The sequence below is a fragment of the Gynurincola endophyticus genome (assembly GCF_003991195.1).
Classification (GTDB): Bacteria; Bacteroidota; Bacteroidia; order Chitinophagales; family Chitinophagaceae; genus Gynurincola; species Gynurincola endophyticus.
The window spans coordinates 683,264-706,199 of the sequence record NZ_RCWL01000001.1; the positions used below are offsets into that span (position 1 = coordinate 683,264).

General features: G+C 38.5%; 16 protein-coding genes. 13 read left to right on the top strand and 3 right to left on the bottom strand.

Features of this window, described 5'->3' with window-relative positions; translation table 11 throughout:
* Positions 1 to 68: 68 nt before the first annotated feature.
* The 8 genes from murD (at position 69) to D9O48_RS02840 (ending at position 10,592) form a co-directional block, all read left to right on the top strand.
* Positions 69 to 1,409, top strand: coding sequence for a UDP-N-acetylmuramoyl-L-alanine--D-glutamate ligase (gene murD, locus D9O48_RS02805; RefSeq protein WP_126970357.1), 1,341 nt, complete (start codon positions 69 to 71; stop codon positions 1,407 to 1,409).
* A 10-nt stretch (positions 1,410 to 1,419) separates the two neighbouring features.
* A complete protein-coding gene (locus D9O48_RS02810) occupies positions 1,420 to 2,649 on the top strand; it encodes an FtsW/RodA/SpoVE family cell cycle protein (RefSeq protein WP_126970359.1) in 1,230 nt (409 codons plus the stop codon).
* On the top strand, positions 2,630 to 3,745 hold the full coding sequence (murG, locus tag D9O48_RS02815) for an undecaprenyldiphospho-muramoylpentapeptide beta-N-acetylglucosaminyltransferase (protein ID WP_126970361.1): 1,116 nt from the start codon (positions 2,630 to 2,632) through the stop codon (positions 3,743 to 3,745). The genes D9O48_RS02810 and murG overlap by 20 nt, the downstream gene beginning before the upstream one ends.
* Positions 3,746 to 3,753: 8 nt before the next feature.
* Entirely contained in the window at positions 3,754 to 5,142 is a 1,389-nt protein-coding gene (gene murC, locus D9O48_RS02820) for a UDP-N-acetylmuramate--L-alanine ligase (protein WP_126970363.1), read from the top strand.
* Entirely contained in the window at positions 5,139 to 5,906 is a 768-nt protein-coding gene (locus tag D9O48_RS02825; protein WP_126970365.1) for a cell division protein FtsQ/DivIB, read from the top strand. Before murC ends, D9O48_RS02825 begins: the two co-directional genes overlap by 4 nt.
* A gap of 82 nt (positions 5,907 to 5,988) precedes the next feature.
* Positions 5,989 to 7,398 (top strand): cell division protein FtsA, encoded by a 1,410-nt coding sequence (ftsA, locus tag D9O48_RS02830; RefSeq protein ID WP_126970367.1) that lies wholly within the window; start codon positions 5,989 to 5,991, stop codon positions 7,396 to 7,398.
* Positions 7,399 to 7,466: 68 nt separating this feature from the next.
* A complete protein-coding gene (gene ftsZ / locus D9O48_RS02835) occupies positions 7,467 to 9,536 on the top strand; it encodes a cell division protein FtsZ (RefSeq protein ID WP_126970369.1) in 2,070 nt (689 codons plus the stop codon).
* Positions 9,537 to 9,665: 129 nt separating this feature from the next.
* Positions 9,666 to 10,592, top strand: coding sequence for a TIGR01777 family oxidoreductase (locus tag D9O48_RS02840; RefSeq protein ID WP_126970371.1), 927 nt, complete (start codon positions 9,666 to 9,668; stop codon positions 10,590 to 10,592).
* A gap of 2 nt (positions 10,593 to 10,594) precedes the next feature.
* On the opposite strand, the gene D9O48_RS02845 is transcribed toward D9O48_RS02840, so the two are convergent.
* Both D9O48_RS02845 and D9O48_RS02850 read right to left on the bottom strand, forming a co-directional pair.
* Positions 10,595 to 11,392: an ABC transporter permease gene (locus D9O48_RS02845; RefSeq protein WP_126970373.1), complete on the bottom strand. Its 798-nt coding sequence runs from the start codon at positions 11,390 to 11,392 to the stop codon at positions 10,595 to 10,597.
* Between the two features lie 4 nt (positions 11,393 to 11,396).
* Entirely contained in the window at positions 11,397 to 12,287 is an 891-nt protein-coding gene (locus D9O48_RS02850; protein WP_126970375.1) for an ABC transporter ATP-binding protein, read from the bottom strand.
* A 642-nt stretch (positions 12,288 to 12,929) separates the two neighbouring features.
* Between D9O48_RS02850 and D9O48_RS02855 the strand changes: the two genes are divergently transcribed.
* Together D9O48_RS02855 and D9O48_RS02860 are read left to right on the top strand one after the other, a co-directional pair.
* Positions 12,930 to 15,956, top strand: coding sequence for a SusC/RagA family TonB-linked outer membrane protein (locus tag D9O48_RS02855; protein WP_126970377.1), 3,027 nt, complete (start codon positions 12,930 to 12,932; stop codon positions 15,954 to 15,956).
* Between the two features lie 69 nt (positions 15,957 to 16,025).
* Positions 16,026 to 17,579, top strand: coding sequence for a hypothetical protein (locus D9O48_RS02860; protein ID WP_126970379.1), 1,554 nt, complete (start codon positions 16,026 to 16,028; stop codon positions 17,577 to 17,579).
* 107 nt (positions 17,580 to 17,686) lie between these two features.
* On the opposite strand, the gene D9O48_RS02865 is transcribed toward D9O48_RS02860, so the two are convergent.
* Positions 17,687 to 20,068 carry a 3-hydroxyacyl-CoA dehydrogenase/enoyl-CoA hydratase family protein gene (locus tag D9O48_RS02865; RefSeq protein WP_126970381.1) on the bottom strand — a complete coding sequence of 794 codons (2,382 nt, stop codon included), beginning with the start codon at positions 20,066 to 20,068 and terminating at the stop codon, positions 17,687 to 17,689.
* A gap of 228 nt (positions 20,069 to 20,296) precedes the next feature.
* Between D9O48_RS02865 and D9O48_RS02870 the strand changes: the two genes are divergently transcribed.
* The 3 genes from D9O48_RS02870 (at position 20,297) to D9O48_RS02880 (ending at position 22,918) form a co-directional block, all read left to right on the top strand.
* Positions 20,297 to 20,593 carry a GNAT family N-acetyltransferase gene (locus tag D9O48_RS02870; RefSeq protein ID WP_199750481.1) on the top strand — a complete coding sequence of 99 codons (297 nt, stop codon included), beginning with the start codon at positions 20,297 to 20,299 and terminating at the stop codon, positions 20,591 to 20,593.
* A gap of 231 nt (positions 20,594 to 20,824) precedes the next feature.
* Complete coding sequence (locus D9O48_RS02875) at positions 20,825 to 21,898, top strand: type I restriction endonuclease (protein ID WP_233589165.1); 1,074 nt, start codon at positions 20,825 to 20,827, stop codon at positions 21,896 to 21,898.
* Between the two features lie 132 nt (positions 21,899 to 22,030).
* Positions 22,031 to 22,918, top strand: coding sequence for a transglutaminase-like domain-containing protein (locus D9O48_RS02880; RefSeq protein WP_126970383.1), 888 nt, complete (start codon positions 22,031 to 22,033; stop codon positions 22,916 to 22,918).
* Positions 22,919 to 22,936: the final 18 nt, after the last annotated feature.

The window sequence follows — 22,936 nt, forward strand, 5'->3', positions numbered from 1 at the left end:
GGAAGAGACAGTAAAATTCTAATACTTGTGAAAAACCCTCAATCCGTATAAGGATAAAGAATTTAAAAATGAATCAAAATATCATCATTCTGGGTGCAGGTGAAAGTGGAGTGGGTGCTGCTTTGTTGGCAAAGCAGAAGAAACTGAATGTTTTTGTGTCTGATGGCGGATCGATCAGTGCATTGTTTCAAAAAGAATTGACAGAGAACGAAATTGAGTTTGAATCGGGTAAACACTCTGAAGAGAAGATTCTGAGTGCAGATTTAGTGGTAAAAAGTCCGGGTATTCCTGAAAAAGCAGCAATCGTAAAAAAAATCAGAGCAGCTGATATTCCGATAATATCGGAAATCGAATTTGCTTACAGGTATAAAGGAGCCAGTACCATTGTGGCCATTACCGGTAGTAACGGAAAAACAACGACTACCAGCCTGATCGGAAAAATTTGTGCAGTGGGCGGATTGAATAGTGCAGTGGTAGGAAATATCGGTTACTCGTTTGCCCGGCAAGTGGCAATTGATCCGAAAGATGTGTATGTAATTGAAGTGAGCAGTTTTCAGCTGGATGATATTGTGGAATTCAGACCGGATATAGCTGTACTGACCAATATTACAGAAGATCATTTGGATAGATACGATTATAAGTTCGAAAATTATATCGCATCAAAATTCAGGATAGTTAAAAATCAGACAGCCGAAGACTCTTTCATTTATTGTGAAGATGATCCGGTTACGATGAAATATAAAGACAAGTTTTTAATACAATCTAACTTACTACCATTTACTATGAGTAAAGAATTGAACAAAGGCGCATTTATTAAGGATGGACAGATGACTATTGCTGCCAAAGACGAGAGAATGCAAATGAGCGTATATGATTTCACATTAAAAGGTAGACATAATAAATTCAACACCATGGCAGCAGGAATTGCCGGTGCTACTTTAGGCATCCGCAAAGAGAAGATAAGAGACGCCATTCAAAGTTTTGAAGACCTCGCTCATAGAATGGAAACAGTAGCAACTGTTAGAGGAGTAGAGTTTATCAACGATAGTAAGGCAACTAATATCAATAGTACCTGGTATGCGTTGGAAAGCATGACTAAACCTACCATTTTGATAGTAGGTGGCGTCGACAAAGGCAATGATTATAGCGAACTTTTAGAATTGGTAGAAGAAAAAGTAAAAGGTATCGTTTGCCTGGGAGTGGATAATGAAAAAATACACGAAGCATTTCGAGGTACTGTAGAAAAAATGGTAGATGCGACTTCTGCTAAGGATGCCGTTGAACTGGCATTCAATATGGCTGAAAAAGGAGATGTGGTATTGTTAAGCCCTGCTTGTGCAAGCTTTGATTTGTTTAAAAATTATGAAGATCGCGGCGATCAGTTCAAGGATGCAGTTCGATCTCTATAAACCCTAGCTAATGGAACAGGTAATCATCAAAAATACGAAAGGTGATAAAGTGATCTGGGCATGTGTGCTCGTGTTGGCATTGATTTCAATGTTGGTGGTTTACAGTTCAACAGGAATGCTGGCGTTTAAAGATAAAAAAGGTGATACCGAATATTATTTGTTCAGACAGGTTGCTTTTATCGGTACTGGTTTGGCATTTATCTATTTCTGTCACCGGATTAACTATAAGTTTTATCTAAAAATCTCACGCCCGCTGTACGTAGTAAGCCTGGGGTTACTCTTATGGACACTCTTTTTTGGTGTCAGTTTAAATGAAGGAACGAGGTGGATTAAATTACCCATTATCAACCTCACCATTCAGAGTTCTGATGTTGCAAAATTAGCCTTGTATATTTATCTCAGCAGAGGACTAAGTAAATACAAGGATTATATAAAAGATTTTAAGAAGGCTTATCTGCCGTTGATTGGAGCTGTGTTGCTGACTTGTATGTTGATTGCTCCGGCTAACTTCTCTACCGCCTTATTAACCGGTGTCACTTCTATGATACTGTTGTTTATCGGTAGAGTAAGCTTTAAACATCTGCTGGTAACCGCAGGCATTATTGCTATTCCTGTTGTGATTTTAATTACAGTGGCAATCGGTTATTATGATAAGGAAGAAGGTAAGATGAAAGACTTACCGGCGGTATTGGAAGTGAGCAGAATTCCGACCTGGATAAAAAGAGTACAATCCTTTGTTTATGCAGATCAGACCAGTAAAGATGATAGTTATCAAACTGATCAGGCTAAAATAGCGATCGCAAAAGGAGGAATTGCCGGTGTTGGACCAGGAAATAGTGAGGGTAGAAATTTTTTGCCGCACCCTTACTCAGATTTTATCTATGCCATTATTGTAGAAGAATATGGTATTCTCGGTGGTGTAGTAATTGTATTAATTTATTTGATCTTTTTATATAGATGTATAAGAATTTATCAAAGATGTCCCGGAGCATTTGGTGCATTTTTAGCATTGGCGCTGAGCTTTAGTTTGGTAATACAGGCTTTTGCTAATATGGCGGTAACGGTAAATATATTTCCTGTAACAGGAGTTACCCTGCCGTTAGTGAGTATGGGAGGATCATCTTTTATTATAACCTGTATGTCGATTGGTATTATTCTGAGTGTATCAAGAAACGTGGAGTCAGAACTGGAGAATATGGCAGCGACTAATGAAGTAGCGAATGGCGAATCAACAAAATAAACAATCTGCGGTAAAACGTATCATCGTTACCGGTGGCGGTACAGGAGGACATATCTTTCCTGCTATCGCTATTGCAAACGCTATTCGTGAAATCAATGCTGATGTAGAAATACTGTTTGTTGGAGCGAAAGGAAAAATGGAAATGGAAAAGGTTCCACAGGCAGGTTATAAAATTGAAGGGGTGGATATTGCAGGTTTCAACCGGTCAGCTATCTGGAAGAATTATGCTTTGCCATTCAAATTGATCAAAAGCTATTTTCAGGTAAAAAAAATATTTAAAGAATTTCAGCCCGACGCCGTAATTGGCGTGGGTGGGTATGCAAGTTTTCCTGTAGTGCAATATGCACAGAGTAAGAAAATTAAATCTTTTATTCACGAATCAAACTCGTTTGCAGGAAAGTCGAATATTATTCTTGGAAAAAAAGCTACTACTGTATATGTAGCCAGCAAAGGCATGGAAAAATTTTTTCCTGCTGAGAAAATAAAAGTTACAGGAAATCCGGTACGTAAAAATATAAAAACTGGTTTGGTTGATCGCGCGCAGGCATTGGAGTTTTTTGATCTTTCAGCCGACAAAAAAACAGTATTTGTAACCGGAGGAAGTCTCGGAGCAAAAACTATTAACGAGGCAATTGCAGATCAGATAGATTTATTTAAGAAAGAAGATGTTCAGCTGATCTGGCAAACAGGAAAATTATTTGCTGCTACTGCCGCTGCTTACGCCGTGGATAACAAAAATATCTGGGTGAACAGTTTTATTTCAAATATGGAAATGGCGTACGCAGCTGCTGATATTGTAGTGTCCAGAGCCGGAGCAATGGCTTGTGCAGAACTGGCTGTTATGGGAAAACCTGTGATTTTTGTGCCGTATCCGCATGCTGCAGAAGATCATCAAACAAAAAATGCCCAGAATTATGTGGAGCAACAAGCTGCACAAATGATTCCGGATTATCTGGCAAAAGAATTTTTAGTACCCAAAGTGATTGAGTTACTAAAAGATGAAGCTGCCCGGGCAATGATGAAACAAAATATAAAAACTCTTGCCATTACTGATGCAGATCAGGAAATAGCAAGAGATATTTTAGATAAAATATAATAAGAGTGATGCATTTAGATCAAATACAGAAAGTGTACTTTATCGGAATCGGCGGTATCGGAATGAGCGCGCTGGCCCGTTTTTTTCATTTTCATGGAAAAAATGTCAGCGGTTATGATAAAACACCTACTGTACTCACTCAGCAATTGATCGATGAAGGAATGAGTATCCACTTTGAAGATAATGTGGCGTTGATTCCGAAGGATGCAGATCTTGTGGTTTATACACCGGCAGTACCGAAAGATCATCAGGAATTGAACTGGTATCTGCAGAATAATGTGCCGGTAATGAAAAGAAGTCAGGTGTTAGGTATTATTACTAAAAGCACTTTTAATATCTGTATCGCCGGTACCCACGGTAAAACAACTATCACTACAATGGTGGCACATTTACTGAGAGATACAGGTTACGGTTGTAATGCTTTTTTAGGAGGTATCGCAGTTAATTACAATAGCAATTACTGGAGTAATGAACGCCAGGTGTGTGTGGTAGAAGCAGATGAATATGACCGTTCCTTTTTACAATTACATCCGAATATCGCCATCGTTACGGCAATGGATCCCGATCATCTGGATATTTATGGTGACCGTGCCACTTTTGAACAGGCTTTCATTGACTTTACAAAACAGATCAAAGCTGATGGGATGTTGATCAGGAAAAAAGGATTGTCGCGTGAAACAGACCTGAATGCTGCAACAACTTATACTTACGGGAATGTAAAAGATGCCGAAATTCATCCGGTAAATATAAAAGGCGAAAATGGTTCAAATACTTTTGATGTGGTAGGCCCGGGTTGGACATTGGAAGGATTGACATTGCACATGGCGGGCTGGCATAATGTTGAAAATATAACCGCTGCAATAGCTGTGGCAAAGTATTTGGGTATTGAAGACGAAAAAATCCGTACTGCAGTTGATCGTTTCAAAGGAGTAAAAAGAAGATTTGAGTATATTATTAAAGAAATACAGGCAGATCATGCGCAAACAAAAATCATGATTGATGATTATGCGCATCATCCCGAAGAGCTGAGAGCACTTTTAACAGGAGCAAAGAAACTCTTCCCTGATCTGAAACTGACGCTGGTATTTCAACCGCATCTTTATAGCAGAACCAGAGACTTTGCTGATGAATTTTCAGCCAGTTTAAGTTTGGCTGATGAAGTATACCTGATGCCAATTTATCCGGCAAGAGAATTGCCTATGGATGGCGTAAACAGCGAAATGCTGGTGAGTAAAATAACGGTGCCCTGCACTTTGTTAGAAGATAAAGAACAAATTCTTTCTTTAATTGAAAACAGGGTGCACCAGGGAAATACACCGCAACTATTAATAACAGCCGGTGCCGGTAATATAGATACTATGGTATTGCCGATCGCCAAAATATTAAATGATCAATGAAAAAAAAGTTACGAACAGTAATCACCATTATAACAAGTCTGGCTGTTGTAGCCGGTATAACGGTACTGCTCGTTGCTGCGGTGAATCATAGAAATGAAAAATTGTGTGCAGGGTTTGAAATAAAATTCAGAGGTGATGATAAGGAATGGTTCATGGATAAGAAAGACATTGTAGAACTGTTAGAAAAAAGTGGTGGAATAAAAATTAAAGGAAAACCAATCGTTGAATTTGATTTATTTAAAATAGAAAACAAAATTCAGCAGAATCCTTGGGTAAAGAACGTAGATTTGCACTTTGATAATCATCAGATATTACAAATCTACATCCAGGAAGAACAACCGGTCGTAAGAGTGTTTGAGGCAGATGGTAAAAGTTACTACTTCGCAGAAAATCGAAAAGTATTACCACTGTCAAACAGAGTAACGGCAAAAGTACCTGTCATTACAGGTTTTCCAACAGAATTAAAATCGAATCAGAAGAAATATAAAACACTGGTAGATCAGATAATTGAAGTTAGTAAATACATTCAGGCTGACCCGTTCTGGAAAGCGCAGATTGCTCAGATGTATTTGCAGAACGACACAAAACTTTATCTGGTACCAACAGTAGGAAAACAAACGATACAGTTCGGAACTATAACGGATATACCAAAGAAGTTTAGAAAATTGGATTTGTTTTATGAACAGGTTTTAGCGAATGTAGGAGTGGAAAAGTATAAAACAATTGATGTGCAATTTGAAAAACAAATTGTAGCTACTAAATAGCCAATTATTGTAAACAAAAGAAAAGGTGTAGCTGTTGTAGCTATCCTTATTAAACAGACAACAACTAAAAACAACATAAATTATGAACAAAGAACAACAACCTATCATTGTTGGGCTCGATATCGGAACTACAAAGATTGTGGCGATTGCAGGCCGGAAGAACGAATTCGGCAAGTTGGAAGTGATTGGTTTTGGTAGAGCTAACTCAAATGGAGTTAAGCACGGCCAGGTTTTGAATATCGACGAAACCATCTGCGCAATCGAGCAGGCCTTGCAAAACTGTTATTTGAGTAATCCTGAGTTAGAGATTAATGAGGTATATGTTGGTATAGCAGGACATCACATTAAGAGTTTACAAACCCGTGGTGATATTGTTCGTCACAGCACGGAAGATGAAATTTCGCAAAAAGAAATTGATCAGTTGATTTCAGATCAATATAAAACATACATCCCGGCAGGCGATCAGATCATTGATGTGATTCCGCAGGAGTTTACTGTAGACAATTTTCAAAATATTCCTAACCCAATCGGGTATGGTGGCGTGAAAATTGGTGCTAATTTCCATATTATTACAGGTGATAAAACAGCTATCAGAAATATTAATCGTGCTGTAGAAAAAAGCAGCCTGATTACTAAAGATCTTGTATTGCAACCGTTGGCTTCAGCTGCTGCCGTAATGGGTGAAGAAGATCTGGAAGCTGGTGTGGCTATTGTGGATATTGGTGGCGGTACCACCGATCTGGCCGTTTTTTATGAAGGTGTTTTAAAACATACTGCTGTAATTCCTTTCGGAGGAGAAAATATTACAAACGATATTAAAGCCGGTCTCGGTGTTTTGAAATCACAGGCTGAGCAAATGAAAGTTCAATTTGGTAGCGCATTGGCGAATGAAGCCCGTGCAAATGCTTTTATTACCATTCCTGGTCATAGAGGTATGCCTGCTAAAGAAATTTCAGTAAAAAATCTCGCAAATATCATTCAGGCAAGAATGAATGAAATCATGGACTTCGTGATTTATCATTTGAAACAAGTCGGAATGGATAGTCGTACCTTGAATGGTGGAATTGTACTCACCGGGGGTGGTTCTCAATTACGTCATTTGATTCAACTAACTGAATATGCCACCGGTTTGAATGCACGTATTGGTTTACCAATCGAGCACCTGGCCGCAGGTCATATTGAGGAGCTTTCTAAACCTACCTATTCAACCTGTATCGGGTTGATCTTAAAAGGTTATAGTGATTATGAACACCATCGTAAACACTTTAGCCAGTCATTTAAAAAGTTTGAAGTACCTGAAGCATTAAAACAGGATGTATTAACAACTGAAATTGCTGCCGTAGACAATTTCATGGAAGAAGAAACTACATCCGAACAGCCGATTGCTGAAAAAACAATGAAATCCCGTAAGGGCGGCCTGAATGACTTCTGGGGTAAATTGAAAGATGGAATCATCGAACTGTTCAGAGAAGACGACGATCCTAAATTCTAATACTTCAAAGCTTTATTACTAACCTATTCAACACTGCTTTCTTATCGGGAAAGCAAAAACAGAAAGCTATGATTCAATTTGATTTACCAAAAGAGAAATCATCCATCATTAAAGTGATCGGTGTAGGAGGTGGTGGTAGCAATGCTGTTAACCACATGTTTGATCAAAATATTGAAGGAGTAAATTTTATTATCTGTAATACTGATGCCCAGGCAATTACTCAAAGTCTGGTACCTAATAAAGTGCAGTTGGGGCCACACCTGACGCAGGGACTTGGTGCCGGAGCCAATCCTGAAATCGGTCGTCAGGCTACAGAAGAATCTTTAGAAGAAATAAGAAGAATTCTGGAAGTAAATACAAAAATGGCCTTTATCACTGCCGGAATGGGTGGCGGTACAGGTACCGGAGGTGCTCCCATTATTTCTAAAATATGTAAAGATCTGGGTATCCTTACTGTCGGAATTGTAACAACGCCTTTTTCTTACGAAGGAAAAAAACGTCAGCTACAGGCAGAAGAAGGAATCAAGATCCTCAAAAATTATGTAGATACCCTATTGGTCATCAGTAATGATAAATTGCGTCACCAATTCGGTAATCTTAAAATGAAAGAAGCTTTTGCAAAGGCTGATAATGTATTGGCAACTGCTGCTAAATGTATTACTGATGTTATTAACAGTACCGGACAAATCAACGTCGACTTTGCCGACGTTTGTACCGTAATGCGTAACGGTGGAGTTGCTATTTTAGGTAATGCAACTGCCGGAGGCGATAATCGTGCACAACGTGCAATCGAAGAAGCGCTGAACTCTCCGTTATTAAATGATAATGATATCTCAGGTGCAAAATGGATTCTTATTAATATCAATTCTTCTGAAGGTGAACATGAGTTTACAATGGATGAGGTGGATATTATTCAAAATCATTTATTGAGCCAGGCCGGCGAAGGAACAGATGTTATTCTTGGTCTTGGATATGACAATTCTTTAAATGATAAAATCGGTATTACATTAATTGCTACCGGTTTTGAGCATAAAGATCCTTTCACAAAGCTGGCTACAAAGGCACAACCGGTAGCCGCTACTGAAGAAAGAGATCAGAAAATTATTCTTGAGTTAAACCCAAACGAAGTTGCTCAGCCGACAACGCATTTAGATTTAAACCCGAATAAAACAGCTGCTGTTCCTGAAGAACCGGTTGTAGAAAACAAAGCCACTGGTTTTGTTGCCGAACCTGAAAAAAAATTACCCGAAGAACTGGCTCCCAAATTAGTAGAAGTACCACCGGTAACTAGTAATTCAAAAAGTCAGTTTGAATTATTTCCGGCAGCACCCGTTGAAGAGCCGGAAGTTGAAGACGAAACGCTTTCTTTCCCAAGTTTTGAAACTTCTTTAGCACCCACTGATGAACCGGGTGAATCGGTAGAAAGAATTGAATGGGTTTTGGGTGATGAAACACCGGATGCAACAACTCCTCCGCAGGATGTTCCGCAACCTAAAGCGCCGGCTAATAATTCAGCAGATGCTGCTTTCTATACGAATGACGTTAAACCACCGGTTAGCGGAGGATATTTAGCGCGCCCAAAAAATATTTATAGCCAGGAAACACCGCCTCCACCTGCATCACCAGCTCCGAAAGCTTACGTGCAACAGGCTCCGGCTGTTCCTCCTGTACAAAATATAGCACCTCAAAAACCGGTAAACGCTGCCCCGCAGCCAGCACCAAAACAACCTGAACCTCCTGCTCAGATCAACTCTACTGTTAATCCGGTAGAAAATAATCAGAACGAGATGGATGAAATGCAACTGGTGATCAAAGAAAATAAGCAGGAACAAGCGATTTTTCATGAAAATGCCATTGGCGCAGATGATGTTAGTAATCTGAATAAAGAAGAGTTGGATAAAAGAAAGGCAATGGAAAGAATTCAGAAACTAAGAAATCTCAGCTTTAATATCAATGCTGCTGATCCGAACAATGAGTTTGAAACCGTTCCAGCCTATATTCGTAGAAACCTGGATCTCTACAACACTTATTCAAGTGTAGAAAATTTCTACAGTAATTATGAAATTAAGGCTGACGATGAAAATAAAAGTCAGATTTCCACCATTAATACGTTTTTGGACGGAAAAAAGCCTGACTGATAGTTGTTATCAAGGTCGAAGCAAATAGAAATTCATTTCTTAATTGCTTATTAAAATTATGACAATTGTTGTTTTTAGTTGTAGTCCCTGTCGAAAGACAGGGATTTTTTTGTTTATATTTGAAGAGCTATGGCAAGTATATTAGTTACAGGAGGTACAGGATTGGTCGGTTCTTTATTAGTAAAAGAACTCGCTAACGCAGGTCACGAAGTAATCATTGCTTCCCGCTCGTCAGCACCTGCTAATCATTTGAATGTAAAAACGATTCAATGGGACCCTTCCCAGCTTTATATCGATATTGCTACCCTGCAAAAAGTGGAATATATCGTCAATCTGGCTGGTGCCGGTATTGCCGATAAGAGATGGACGCCACAACGTAAACAGGAAATCGTTCAGTCACGAGTACAGGCAGCACAAACAATTGTTGAAAACCTGAAAAAAATTCCCCACCGGGTTAAAGCTGTAATCAATGCTTCAGCTATCGGTTGGTATGGCCCTGATGCCGATTACGGCATGCGCGCCTACTTTACAGAAGAAGCTTCTCCGGTAAACGATTTTTTGGGAACTACCTGCCAGGAGTGGGAAGCAGCTATCCAGCCCATTGCACAAATGAATATCAGATTAGTAAAACTTCGGTTTGGTATGGTATTGTCAAACCGCGGAGGTGCATTGGTTGAGTTTATGAAACCAATGGAAAAGGGGGTAGCGCCAATTATGGGCAGTGGAAAACAAACGGTTAGCTGGATCCATGAACTGGATCTGGTAAGATTGATTCAGTTTGCTATTAATCACGATAAAATAGAAGGAGTATACAATGCTGTGGCACCGAGGCCGGTTACTAACAAAGAGCTGGTGCAGACATTAAAGGTACTCTATCCTAAAAATTCTATCGGCATCCATGTTCCGGGATTTGTTCTTTCTATCATCATGGGAGAATTAAAAGAAGAGGTACTTAAAAGTGTAACGGTGTCGAGTAAAAAAATAAGCGATGCCGGTTTTCAATTTATGTATCCAATGATTGAACCCGCCATCGCTCATCTTATCCGAAAACGATAATATTATAAGTCAGATTTTACGAATCTTTTATAAGTAAAATAAACCATCAAACCTACATAAATCAAAGGAACGAAAAATACACTGGGTACCTGTCCTAAACTTGGTCCGAACTTCTTGATATTATCAAAGCTCGGAAAACTGATTAAATCATCCGCAGACTGAATCGGTAAGTAAGCCGCGTACGGAAACTCGATTCTCCATAAGCCTACCATGATCAATGGCTCTATCATCCAGATATACAATAAGTAAATACCAATTGCAATTGCACCTCTTCTGAAAAATGTAGCAATCAGTAATGCTAACATTGTATAGGAAAGTGTTTGTATGAAAAAGTACAGAATTGATATGCTTCCCGATAAAGTAAAGCTGCTGTTTACTTCCGCCAATCCGGCTACTATTGCTGTTACTGTTACGATCAAAGTGCTTACAATACTCAGAATAACAGCCGAAATAATTTTCGAAGTAATGAACTGTTCCCGGCTGAAACCGTCAATAATATTCTGACGGTGTGTTTTAAAAGTATATTCATTGGTGGTTACAAGAATTACTAATAACCCCAATATGCTCAAAATGAAACTGCTGGCATACGAAACAGATTCCCATACATAAGGAAATGCCATTGCCGATTTACCGATTAACATTTCTAACTGAGGAGATGATTCTTCGGTATGAATGAAAGCGTTGATTTTAAAAACAATATAATTGATCACTACAATGGATAAGGCATATAAACCGGTCAATAACCAAAAAGGTTTGTAGTGTTTATATTTTAACCATTCTATATTTAATAAGTATTTCATAAAATTAGTTTTGTGTAAGTGCTAAGAATTTTGCTTCAAGACTTTGTTTGGTTGTTCTTAAATGATTTAATACAATGCCATGGTTAAAGCAATACTGATTTATTTTTTCAGCACTTAACACACTTTGGTCGATATGTACTTTTACAAACTGAGGGAAGTTTTCAATGCTTCTCACTCCTTCCAGTTGTGAAAGTATTTCAGATAACCTGTTAATGTCGGTAGCATTGATCTCCAGAATCTGATCTTCCGAAACAATTGAACCCACAGTTCCTTCTGTAATCAGTTTACCTTGTTGTAACACGGCTACATGTGTACAGGTTTTTTCTACCTCATCTAAAAGGTGCGAAGCCATGATAATGGTTTTACCGCTTCTGTGAATACTTTTAATCAGCTCTCTGATTTCATGAATACCCTGAGGGTCTAAACCGTTCGTCGGCTCATCCAGAATCAGTAATTTAGGATCAGATAGCAATGCAGATGCAATTGCCAGACGTTGGCGCATACCTAATGAAAAGCCTTTGAATTTAAGATGTCTCTTCTTCCAGAGATCTACTGTTTTTAAAACCTCTTCAATACGATCTTCGCCTTTACCTCTGATAGCGGCAACAATGCGGAGGTTTTGCTCAGCTGTGAGATAGTGATAGAAATTGGGCGTTTCTAATAAAGTACCTACATTCTTGCGATAATCTTTCATTTCCTCATTTGTGTCGAATTGAAAAGAACCGCTGTTGGGTAATACTATATTTAATAAAATAGAAAGTAACGTTGTTTTACCGCTTCCGTTTGGACCTAATATTCCGTAAATAGAACCCTCAGGTATGTTGAAGCTGACATTATCTAAAGCTTTCAGAAAGCCGTATTCTTTAGATAAGTTGTTAATACTTAAAATGTTCATGCTTTTTGATTATATAATAATAAGTAGTTGAAAAGAAATGATTGTTACAATTTATTAAAAGAAATTTTAAACTTCTACTTCTGTCGGGTATTTATTCTGTACACTTTACAGAAGTAAATACTATTCAGAAAAGCCTATCCTGTATAAACGCAAAAAGGCGTTTTTTATGTAAATGATTTCAGTTCGAAAAAGAGTAATAAAGTACAACTCCGGATATCACAGACATTACCCTAACCAATAATAAATAATTTTACTGTGTTGAAATGAATTCAAAAAAAATGGGAAATACATAAAAGGAGAATTTTTCAGCACTTTTTCAGCATTTTATTGCATTTTTTGAGCAAAAAATACTGGTATTTGCGTTTGTTTACATTCTTTCTCTATTTATTTTTCATAATTTTTTTTAAAATATATGTGTCAATTTATATACATAAGATAGGTGATATTGTGTCATTAAAAAGAATAACAGCTGTATAAAGTGGACTAATTGGCATAAAAAATATTTTCATGTGTTCTTTATGTTAAATTTTTTAACTAAATTGTTTATAACCTGCACAGGTATTAGGGATCCCGATTCTACACGATTATTCTTGCCATAGGGATTTTTCACATTTATCTACACGTAACCAAAATTAAACTCACATGAGAAAACTCCTTATGTTGTTTTCTTTCTTGTGCTGCACTCTTATTGTCTGGTCGCAGCAGAGAAGGATAACGGGAACTGTTATTGATGAACAAGCCCAGCCTGTGCCAAGCGCTTCTGTTATAATCAAAGGAACGAATACCGGAACTACCACCAAACTGGACGGTTCTTTCTCCATCGAAGTGAATCCGGGAACTGTACTTGTTATTTCAGGCATCGGGTTCCAGCCACAGGAAATTACTGTCGGAAATCAAAGTTCAATTACTGTAAAACTGCTTACTGAAGGTGCCCTGATGGCCGATGTTGTAGTGACGGGTGTATCTCAGGCAACCAGCCAGCGTAAAATTCCCTTCAGTGTTTCAAAAGTTACCACCGAATTAATTAATACTGTACCGGCTCTGGATCTTTCACAGTCTTTGCGTGCGAAAGTTGCAGGTATTCAGATCAGCCAAACTCAGGGTGATGATGCTGCTTCTGTTTTCCTTAGAGGCGCTAAATCAATGTTTGGTAACATTGCCCCATTGATTGTATTAGACGGAATGGTTACTAACCTGTCGTTAGGTGATCTCAACCCACAGGATGTTGAAACTATCGAAGTTGTAAAAGGTGCGGCAGCATCAGCGCTTTATGGTACGCGCGCGGAAGGCGGAGTAATTCAGGTAATCTCAAAAAAAGGCAGAAATACCAAAGGGGTAAATATTACTATCGATAATGAAGTCGGCGTAAACAATATTCAACGTTTACCGGATCTGGCTACATTACACCATTATATTCCTGATCAGAATAATGAATTTGGCTTCAGCCTTGTCGGAAATTCACGCCAGATCAATTATAAAGACAATGGATACTCTGTAGAGCTAAGTCCTTATAAAAACAATTACGATAATACTGCTGCACTATTAAATAACAATACCTACTTTAATAATTACGTATCGCTGGCTACTTCGGGAGACAAGTTCAATGCTTTTTTGTCTTTCAGAAACCAGGAAACCGGTGGAGTGGTAGCACCAATGGATCCGAACAAAAAACGTAGTTTAACAATGCGTGCGCAATTCCGCCCTACTAAAAAAGTAGAAGCAGAATTTTCTTTAAACTATTTTAATGAAATAAAGCCTTCTTCTGCTGTTACCAGTAATGACCAGGGTACCTTCTTCGCTGCTTCTTTGCAGTGGGAACCGTTTATTAATTTAACAGCGCAAAATCCTGACGGATCTTATCCATTATTACCGGCAGGAGCAGCTATTCAGGCGGCTAATCTGGGTAATCCGTTATACGAATGGAGTAAACGTAAATACACGAATAATACGGATGATTATTTGGGTGGATTAAAGTTCAGATATAAAATTCTGGATAACCTTACGATGGAATTACAAGGTTCTATGCGTAAGCAAAACTATACCAGCTCCAGCCTTTATCCTAAAGGATATGAAACACAGAATACCAGTGAAACCCTGAATAACGGTAACCTGGCATTGAACTATAGTGCCTATCAAATGACGAACGGACAGGCTTTGTTGAATTACAATACCAAATTCGGTAATGATTTTACTTTCGGTGCTACTGCTAAAATGGTATATGAAAACTGGTATAGTAAAGGTTTTGGCGTGAGTGGTTATGACTTCTCCGGATCTCCGGGTGATATCTATGTAATAGGTAATACACGGCAGGACTTTAGGTCTGGTAGCGGTTCAGATATGTTTACCAATAAAACCGTTAACTATGGTTATTATCTGAATGTGCAATCAGGATGGAGAGAAAAAGTATTTTTTGATGTATTGGCACGTATCGACCAGAGCTCAAGATATGGTTCAGAAGCACAGGATGCTTTCTTCCCGCGTTTTGCATTGGCATATCGTATTTCGGAAGATTATGATTTAGGTAATGCAATTACAGATCTTAAATTGAGAGTTAACTGGGGAGCTGCCGGTAGTGTTCCGGGATATAATTATAAAAACAGTTTGGCAACTATCACCAGTACAGGTTTAAGAATAGACCGCCTCGAGAATACTAAATTGTCACGTTCAATTACACACGAGTGGGAGTTGGGTTTTGATGCGATTTTGTACAACAAAATAAATGTAAACTTTAACTATGCGTTCGCAAAAAGCCAGGGTGATGTTGTGAACCCCGGAGCGTTTATTCCATGGGAAGGCGCAGGTGTTTACAAAAACTTCGGCGTTACTAAATCACGCTCACTTGAACTGGAAGTAAACGGGAATGCAGTTTCTACTAAGAACTTCGCCTGGGATTTCACACTTACTTTCGGACGTGTTAGAAGTAAAATTATAGAATTAGGAGAGGGGCTTACACCGTTCCCAAGCGGATTGTATTTTAAAGATGCAGGATTAAGTCCTTTTGCTATGTGGGGACAGGTTGCCTTAACCAGTCTGGATCAACTGGAAGTGGATAAAAATACAGGCTTAGTTGTGAATGCAGCAGGAGGAACACGTACACTGGATGAGTTTGTGGTGAATGACAGAGGTTTTGTTGTACTGGCAAGCACTGTAGGTACTTCTACCGAAGCGCCGTTATTCCTTCAGAAGGAAGGTTCTAATATCTCTACGCAAATTGGTGATGTACAACCGGATTTTCAACTAGGATTCTCTAATACATTCACTTTCTTTAAACGTTTCTCTATCTACTCTGTATTTGATTGGAAACAAGGTGGACAGAAATACGATCAAACTACCCAATACTTAACTTCAGGAGGCCGATCAGCTATCTGGCAAGACTATGCTTCGAGTGGTTTGCCATTAGCATTTATTCAAGGATTATACAATGGTAACTCTTACACGAATTACTGGGTAATGAACAGTACTTATTTTTCACTGAGAGAATTATCTGTTAGCTATGATATTCCCGCTCCTAAAAAATGGAATTTATACAAAAGCGCAAAAATAGCTTTGGTAGGAAGGAATTTGTTTACCTGGACAAAATTCCCGGGGTCAAATCCTGAGGGAGCCAGTGAATATTTCCCTTACCCCGTTTTCAGAACTTATACGGCAAGGCTTATTCTTAACTTATAAGATGTGATGATAAAATTCGAATAAGTATAAGGGTTATATTATAGATTATACAACATCAAATTTATTTCAATGAAAAAAATTGCATATATAGTTGCGTTATCATTTTTGTTTTTTACTTCTTGCGAGAAAATGCAATTTGATGATCCGACAACATATACTATAGAGGAAGCAAAACTCTACGTAACTGACTATTATTACAAGTTAGCCACCGGAAACTTTCAGTCTGTAATGTTCCGGGCAAATGACGGATACTATTATGGTTTTGGTTATGGAGGCTTAGCCGATCAATCAACTTTTACCAATCGTGTAAACGAGTGGTGGGATTTTGCGATAGAGCCACGCGTGCCTTTAAACAATGCACGTTCTTACGCAGGTGAAAGTCATTTTTATTATCCTTACTATTATTTTTACCTGGCGAATATGAACGCCAATATTATTCTCGAAGCATTGGATGGCGGAGAGTCAGCTCTGGATGAATCAGGCAATGACAGAACAACTGAAGTGCGTGCAATGGCGCACTTTATTAAAGGGGTAGCGCAAGGTTATCTGGGATCTATTTTTGACAGAGGAATTATTGCTGACGAAAACCTCGGTGCACAAGGTGCCAGAGAATTTTCTAATTCTTACAAAGAAATGATAGAAAATGCTGCGTCTCATTTTGATCGTGCATTAACCGCTGCGAATTCACTGACCAGTTTTAATCTTTCAGATTACTACGTGAATATGAACCTTGATAAAGCCGGCTTTATCCGTTTAATCAACTCAATGGCGGCCCGCCTGTACGCATCTATTCCCAGAGATAAAGAAGAGTCTGAAGCTTTAGGAAATGCGTTCTGGACAAGAGTTTTGAATTATGCGAATGGAGGTTTTACTACAGACTTTATTGCTCCTTATGTGAGTGGTGGTTACTATAATTATAATGTTTATTATGGCTTGGTAGAAGCAGGTGGCGGTCCTTACCTGCCTGCAGATATCAAAATACCTTATCTGGCTGATAAAACGGGTACGTATCCGAATAGTTATCCCCTGGATGAATCTGTAATGCTGGCTCCTGTTGAAACAGATGATGAAAGGTTTACCCGTTATTTCAAGTATACGCAGAACTTCGGATATCTGCGGCTTGACAGAGGGCGTAATCTATTCTCTAACTACAAACACAACAGATGGTCACAACCAGGCTCTTATCCGAACACAACCAACGTTACAGGCTATCCTAATCCTGTATTTCTGGCAGAGGAAGTTCGTTTATTGAGAGCAGAAGCTAAAATGTGGTTGGGTGATATAGCAGGTGCAGCAGCAGAATTAAACGATCCTGCAGCAGACAGAATAGCAATAGGTACTTTACCTTCCATTGCTTCAACCGAAGCAGCAGTAAGGCATACCTTACATTATGAATATTCAATCAGTATTGATTTAGCCGGTGGATGTACTAATCCGTGGACATTCATGCGTAGAAATAATCTTTTACAAAAAGGAACGCCTACAGAATTTCCGATTCCCGAGCGTCAGCTTTTATTTACATCCGAATCAGTTTATTCTTTTGGTGGTGCGGCAAATGCCGGCGCAAAAGGTAAATGGGGTGAAACAACAGCTGCATCAGGTGTCGGTGCCTGGAAAGATTAATATTTTTTCTCATTTTCAGTATCCATCAACAAAACGGCGGGCTTTTGCCCGCCGTTATTGCTAAAAAATATTGTGAACTGATAAACATACATCTGTCAGTAATGCTATTAGTTTCTTACCGGTTTTCCGGAAGTCAATACACTTTGTAAACGCTCGAGTGTTTTTCTCTCGCCTGTTAAGCTCAGGAAGGCTTCCCGCTCAAGGTCCAGTAAATATTGTTCCGATACCATTGTTGGTTCACTCAGATCTCCACCTGCCATTACATAAGCCAGTTTACGTGCTACCAAAGCATCGTGGTCAGTAGCATATTGTCCTCTCCACATACCGTTAATACCGGCATAAAGAGCTCCTAATACGCTTCTCCCTAACACTTTTATATCTGTACGCTGGGTAGGTGTTACATAACCACTATCGAATAAATCAATAACCGACTGTTTGGCTACACTGATTCTTCGTGACTGATTGTATACTATTTCGTCTACTCCTTTACGGAAGATTCCGTTTTCAAAACCTTCTTTTGCTGAGGTTGAAACTTTAGCAGTAGCAATATTGAAAAAACGATCTTTTAAGGTGTTGAAATCCGGTTCGTCCGGATGCAGTTCATCAGCTGCTCTCAATACAAATTCTTTAGTACCGCCACCACCAGGAATCAAACCTACGCCCAGTTCAACAAGTCCGATATAAGTTTCAGCTGCAGGTGTGCATTTATCGGCATGTAAGCTTAATTCACAAGCTCCGCCTAATGTTAACGCATGTGGTGCAACAACTACCGGAATGCCGCTGTGTCGTACGCGCATCATGGTACTTTGGAATGTTCTCACGGCAATATCCAGTTCGTCATATTCCTGCTCAATTGCATACATGAAAATTAAAGCCACATTTGCTCCGGCACTAAAGTTATTACCCTCATTGGCAATCACCAATCCTTTATACTTTTCTTCAGCTAACCCGACAGCTTTAGTAATACCATCTAATACTTCTCCTCCCATACTACCCATTTTGGTATACCATTCAAGGCCAAGAACATCATCTCCTAAATGGTAAATACGGGCTGCATTATTTTTCCATACTGTTTGGTTCTCAAAATTGCGCATGACGATGAAAGCTTCCCCTCCCGGCATCGGCTGATACTGTTTAGTAGCAATATCATAGTAATATTTTTTTCCGTTTTCCGTTTTATAAAAGCTTTCAATACCAGCTGCCAGCATTTCTTTAACCCATGCCGCTACCGGTATTTTTGCCGCTTCCATTTTCTCTACGGTTTTCGCTACGCCAAATACATCCCAGCTTTCAAATGCCCCGATCTCCCAGCCAAAACCAGCCATCATGGCATCGTCGATTCTGTATAATTCATCGGCAATTTCAGGAATTCTGTTAGAAACGTAACTGAATAAACCAAAGTGAAACTGACGATAAAAATCTCCTGCTTTATCAGGTGACGTGTAAAGTGCCTTTAAACGTGTTTTTAAGTCGTCAATTTGTTTGGCTGCATCAACACTGCTGAACTTTGCTTTCTGACGAGGCTGGTACTCAAAAGTTTTCAGGTCTAAAGTGTAAATTTCACTTTTACCTTTGTCTGACTTTTTCTTCTCAAAAAAGCCACGCCCTGATTTATCGCCTAAACGGTTTTCATCAATCATTTTTTGTAACCATGCGGGAATTGTAAAGATGTCTCTGGATTCATCATCCGGACAATTTTCAGCAACTCCTTTAGCTACTCTTACAAGGGTATCTATACCTACAACGTCAGCTGTGCGGAAAGTGGCAGACTTAGGACGTCCGATAATTGTACCGGTTAAGGAATCAATTTCGTCAATCGTTAGTTCCAGCTTATCCATCAATTTAAAAATTGACATGATCCCGTATACCCCCACGCGGTTAGCAATAAATGCAGGCGTATCTTTACACAATACCGTTGTTTTGCCTAATTGCTTGTTACCATACTCCATTAAAAAGTCAATAATCGAAGTGTCTGTATGTGGAGTGGGAATAATTTCCAGTAATCTTAAATATCTTGGCGGATTAAAGAAGTGTGTACCTAAAAAGTGTTTCTTAAAATCCTCAGATCTGCCTTCGGCCATCATATGAATCGGAATACCAGAGGTGTTAGAGCTGATGATCGTACCAGGGCGGCGAAACTGTTCCACCTGAGCAAAAATCTGTTGCTTGATATCCAGGCGCTCAACCACTACTTCAATGATCCAATCACATGCAGCAATGTCTTTCATATTGTCTGTGAAATTGCCTGTTGTAATCAGATTCAAAGCCGATTTCGTATAAAGCGGCGACGGATTACTCTTTACCGCAGCCTGTAAAGCATCATTTACCAGTTTATTACGCTCTGCAGGTTTTTTACTCTCCTCAGCACCTTTCGGCACCATGTCTAATAAAATAACAGGAATACCGACGCCTGCAAAATGACAAGCAATACGAGAACCCATCACTCCGCTACCTAAAACCGCCACTTTTCTAATGATTCGATTGGCCATATGATAATCGTTAAATAATTAGTTAATCAATAGTTAGCTAAACAACTATGTTTATCGAAGATAGTCCAAATTTTTGAATTGAGAAACATTCCAGGCCAATTTTCTAACAGTATTCACATAAAGTTTATATGGTTTTAAGCAGGTTATGCCTCGAATGCAAATATTCTCCGGTGGCATAATTGTTTGAGTGAAAATCCTGTTAATTCAGTAAAACTAAAAACCGTTATTATGAAAGTAGAACACATGAATCACGATAAAAGTGGAGATTTTAGATTGGTTAACGAAAGCAATAATGAAGTAGTAGGAAAAATGACCTATTTATGGGAAAATGAAGATGTAATGATTATTGAACATACTGAAATTGACCCTGAGTTTCAGGGAAAAAATTTAGGTGAAAAGTTAGTCGAGGCCGCAGTCGACTATGTTCGTAAGACGGATAAAAAAATAATTCCGTTATGCCCTTTCGCAAATGCTGTATTTAGGAGACGTACAGAATACAGCGATGTATTAACTACAAATGAATAATTTTCTAGCATTTACTAGCAACAACCATACAAGGCGTTATCTTATAAAAGATAACGCCTTGTTGTTTCTCTCTATCGCTGATGTCTGTCAACAATAATAACCAGCTTTACGGTTTACCGTATTTTTAGCGGCCACCGGCTCATTATTTTTAATTGTTATTTTTTTTAAGACGCATAGGTGGCATGCCATCTATACTCCTTATCATAGATACTATAAAACAATTTAAAAGATATGAGTATTGATTTCAGAGACCAGATAAAACTGCTCGGTGATAGAGTTAACAAATTAAAAGAACAGGTGAATACCGAAGAAGCTACCAAAAATGCATTTGTAATGCCTTTTATTAAAGAATTGGGCTACGATGTGTTTAATCCACTGGAAGTTATTCCGGAGTTTGTAGCTGATGTTGGTATCAAACAGGGTGAAAAAATAGATTACGCAATATTAAAAGAGCAGGACCCCGTATTATTAATTGAATGTAAATGGCATGGACAGTCATTAACGATTAATAATGCTTCCCAGCTTTTCAGGTATTTTCATACTACAAAGGCTAAGTTCGCTATATTAACAAATGGTATCGAGTATAAATTTTATACCGATCTGGTAGAAGCAAATAAGATGGATGAAAAACCTTTTTTTGTTTTTGATATTACTCAGATAAAAGATAATCAGGTAGAAGAATTGAAAAAATTTCATAAATCATATTTCGACTTTGAAAATATTGTTAATACCGCCAGCGAACTGAAATATACAAATGAACTTAAAAAACTGATCAACACTGAAATTAATAGTCCCTCTACCGAATTTGTACGCCATTTTGCCCGTCAGATTTATTCCGGTAGTGTTACTCAAAGAATTGTGGAGCAGTTTTCTGACCTGATTAAAAAATCATTTACCCAACAAATTAATGATCTGGTCACTGACCGGTTAAAATCAGCCCTGACTAAAGAGTCTGAATCGCAAAAGAAAATAGAAGAAGAAAAGTTGTTAAATGCAGAAATAGCAGAAACAAAAATTGTTACTACTCAGGAAGAATTGGATACCTTTTACATTGTTCGCGCAATTTTATGTATGAGAATTAAACCCGGCCGGATTGTTTATCGTGATGCACAATCTTATTTTGCTATTCTGCTGGATGACAATAACAGAAAAACTATTTGCCGTCTATATCTGTCGGAAAGAAGAAAGCAGATCGGTATTTTTGATGCTGAAAAAAAAGAAACGAAATTTGAACTGGAGACCATTGAGAGTATTTATGAACATGCAGACAAGCTGATTAAAATCGTTCATTTTTACGATCAATAAAATGAATGTTTGAATGATTGAATCATACCGGGATATAAATACTTTTGTTACCTTGTGGTAATTGTTCAGTTGTCTGAATTATATGCAGCATTCATTTAGCTGAATCATTGATCATAGATTTATTTCCGGCTTATGATAAAGAAAATTTTAAAAATATTTCTGGTTATTATATTGATATTAACGGCCTTCTCCTTCTGGATGTCGCCCCGTTTAGGCGGATTGATCGCTATGGGAAAAGAGCGCATCGATCAGGAAATCTTTTTTCTGGAGTTTGATTCTGTGTCTACCCACAATTATCATCTGGTGTATGAAAATATTTCAGCACGGGAGAACCTGGTAGCTTTAAGAAAAGAATATCAGTTAGATAGTATTGTAAAGGATAGTAAAACTGATTTTGAGAAACTTTCCAAAATACAAAGCTGGGTACAGGGCAGATGGAAGCATGACGGAGAAAATGTTCCTGAATATAACGATGCAATGTATATTCTCAAAGAAGCTGAAAAGGGCAGACGTTTCCGGTGTGTGGAATATAGTATTGTTGCCAATCAGTGTCTTGCAGCATTAGGATTCAGAGTGCGTACACTCGGATTAATGGCAAAAGATATCAGTGACGTAAAATGGGGCGGCGGGCATGTTGTGAATGAGGTATATCTTGACGATATAAAAAAATGGGTTTTTATCGATCCTCAGTATGATGTAATTACCACTTATAATGGACAACCTTTAAATGCAGTGGAATTACAATATTGTATAGCTAATGCAAAAGATTTTGAGCTGGTTAATCCAAACAAAACGATTACCAAAGATGAATACCAGCAATGGGTAGGCCCTTATCTGTATTACTTTACAATAGGAATTAATGGTCAGCGCATAGGAATCTGGGACCGTATTGGCGGTAACAAAAAACAACTCACGCTTTATCCGCATGGTGCGGAAAAACCAAAATATTTTCAGAAACTGATGCGGTTGAATAATGCTTATTACACGCATTCTACTGCTGATTTCTATCCTGTGCTATAAGGTTACACTTAGTTGAAA

Bases quoted from the DNA above. Each gene is read 5' to 3' on its own strand.
- murD (WP_126970357.1), top strand. From the start codon at position 69: ATGAATCAAAATATCATCATTCTGGGTGCAGGTGAAAGTGGAGTGGGT.
- D9O48_RS02810 (WP_126970359.1), top strand. From the start codon at position 1,420: ATGGAACAGGTAATCATCAAAAATACGAAAGGTGATAAAGTGATCTGG.
- murG (WP_126970361.1), top strand. From the start codon at position 2,630: ATGGCGAATCAACAAAATAAACAATCTGCGGTAAAACGTATCATCGTT.
- murC (WP_126970363.1), top strand. From the start codon at position 3,754: ATGCATTTAGATCAAATACAGAAAGTGTACTTTATCGGAATCGGCGGT.
- D9O48_RS02825 (WP_126970365.1), top strand. From the start codon at position 5,139: ATGAAAAAAAAGTTACGAACAGTAATCACCATTATAACAAGTCTGGCT.
- ftsA (WP_126970367.1), top strand. From the start codon at position 5,989: ATGAACAAAGAACAACAACCTATCATTGTTGGGCTCGATATCGGAACT.
- ftsZ (WP_126970369.1), top strand. From the start codon at position 7,467: ATGATTCAATTTGATTTACCAAAAGAGAAATCATCCATCATTAAAGTG.
- D9O48_RS02840 (WP_126970371.1), top strand. From the start codon at position 9,666: ATGGCAAGTATATTAGTTACAGGAGGTACAGGATTGGTCGGTTCTTTA.
- D9O48_RS02845 (WP_126970373.1), bottom strand. From the start codon at position 11,392: ATGAAATACTTATTAAATATAGAATGGTTAAAATATAAACACTACAAA.
- D9O48_RS02850 (WP_126970375.1), bottom strand. From the start codon at position 12,287: ATGAACATTTTAAGTATTAACAACTTATCTAAAGAATACGGCTTTCTG.
- D9O48_RS02855 (WP_126970377.1), top strand. From the start codon at position 12,930: ATGAGAAAACTCCTTATGTTGTTTTCTTTCTTGTGCTGCACTCTTATT.
- D9O48_RS02860 (WP_126970379.1), top strand. From the start codon at position 16,026: ATGAAAAAAATTGCATATATAGTTGCGTTATCATTTTTGTTTTTTACT.
- D9O48_RS02865 (WP_126970381.1), bottom strand. From the start codon at position 20,068: ATGGCCAATCGAATCATTAGAAAAGTGGCGGTTTTAGGTAGCGGAGTG.
- D9O48_RS02870 (WP_199750481.1), top strand. From the start codon at position 20,297: ATGAAAGTAGAACACATGAATCACGATAAAAGTGGAGATTTTAGATTG.
- D9O48_RS02875 (WP_233589165.1), top strand. From the start codon at position 20,825: ATGAGTATTGATTTCAGAGACCAGATAAAACTGCTCGGTGATAGAGTT.
- D9O48_RS02880 (WP_126970383.1), top strand. From the start codon at position 22,031: ATGATAAAGAAAATTTTAAAAATATTTCTGGTTATTATATTGATATTA.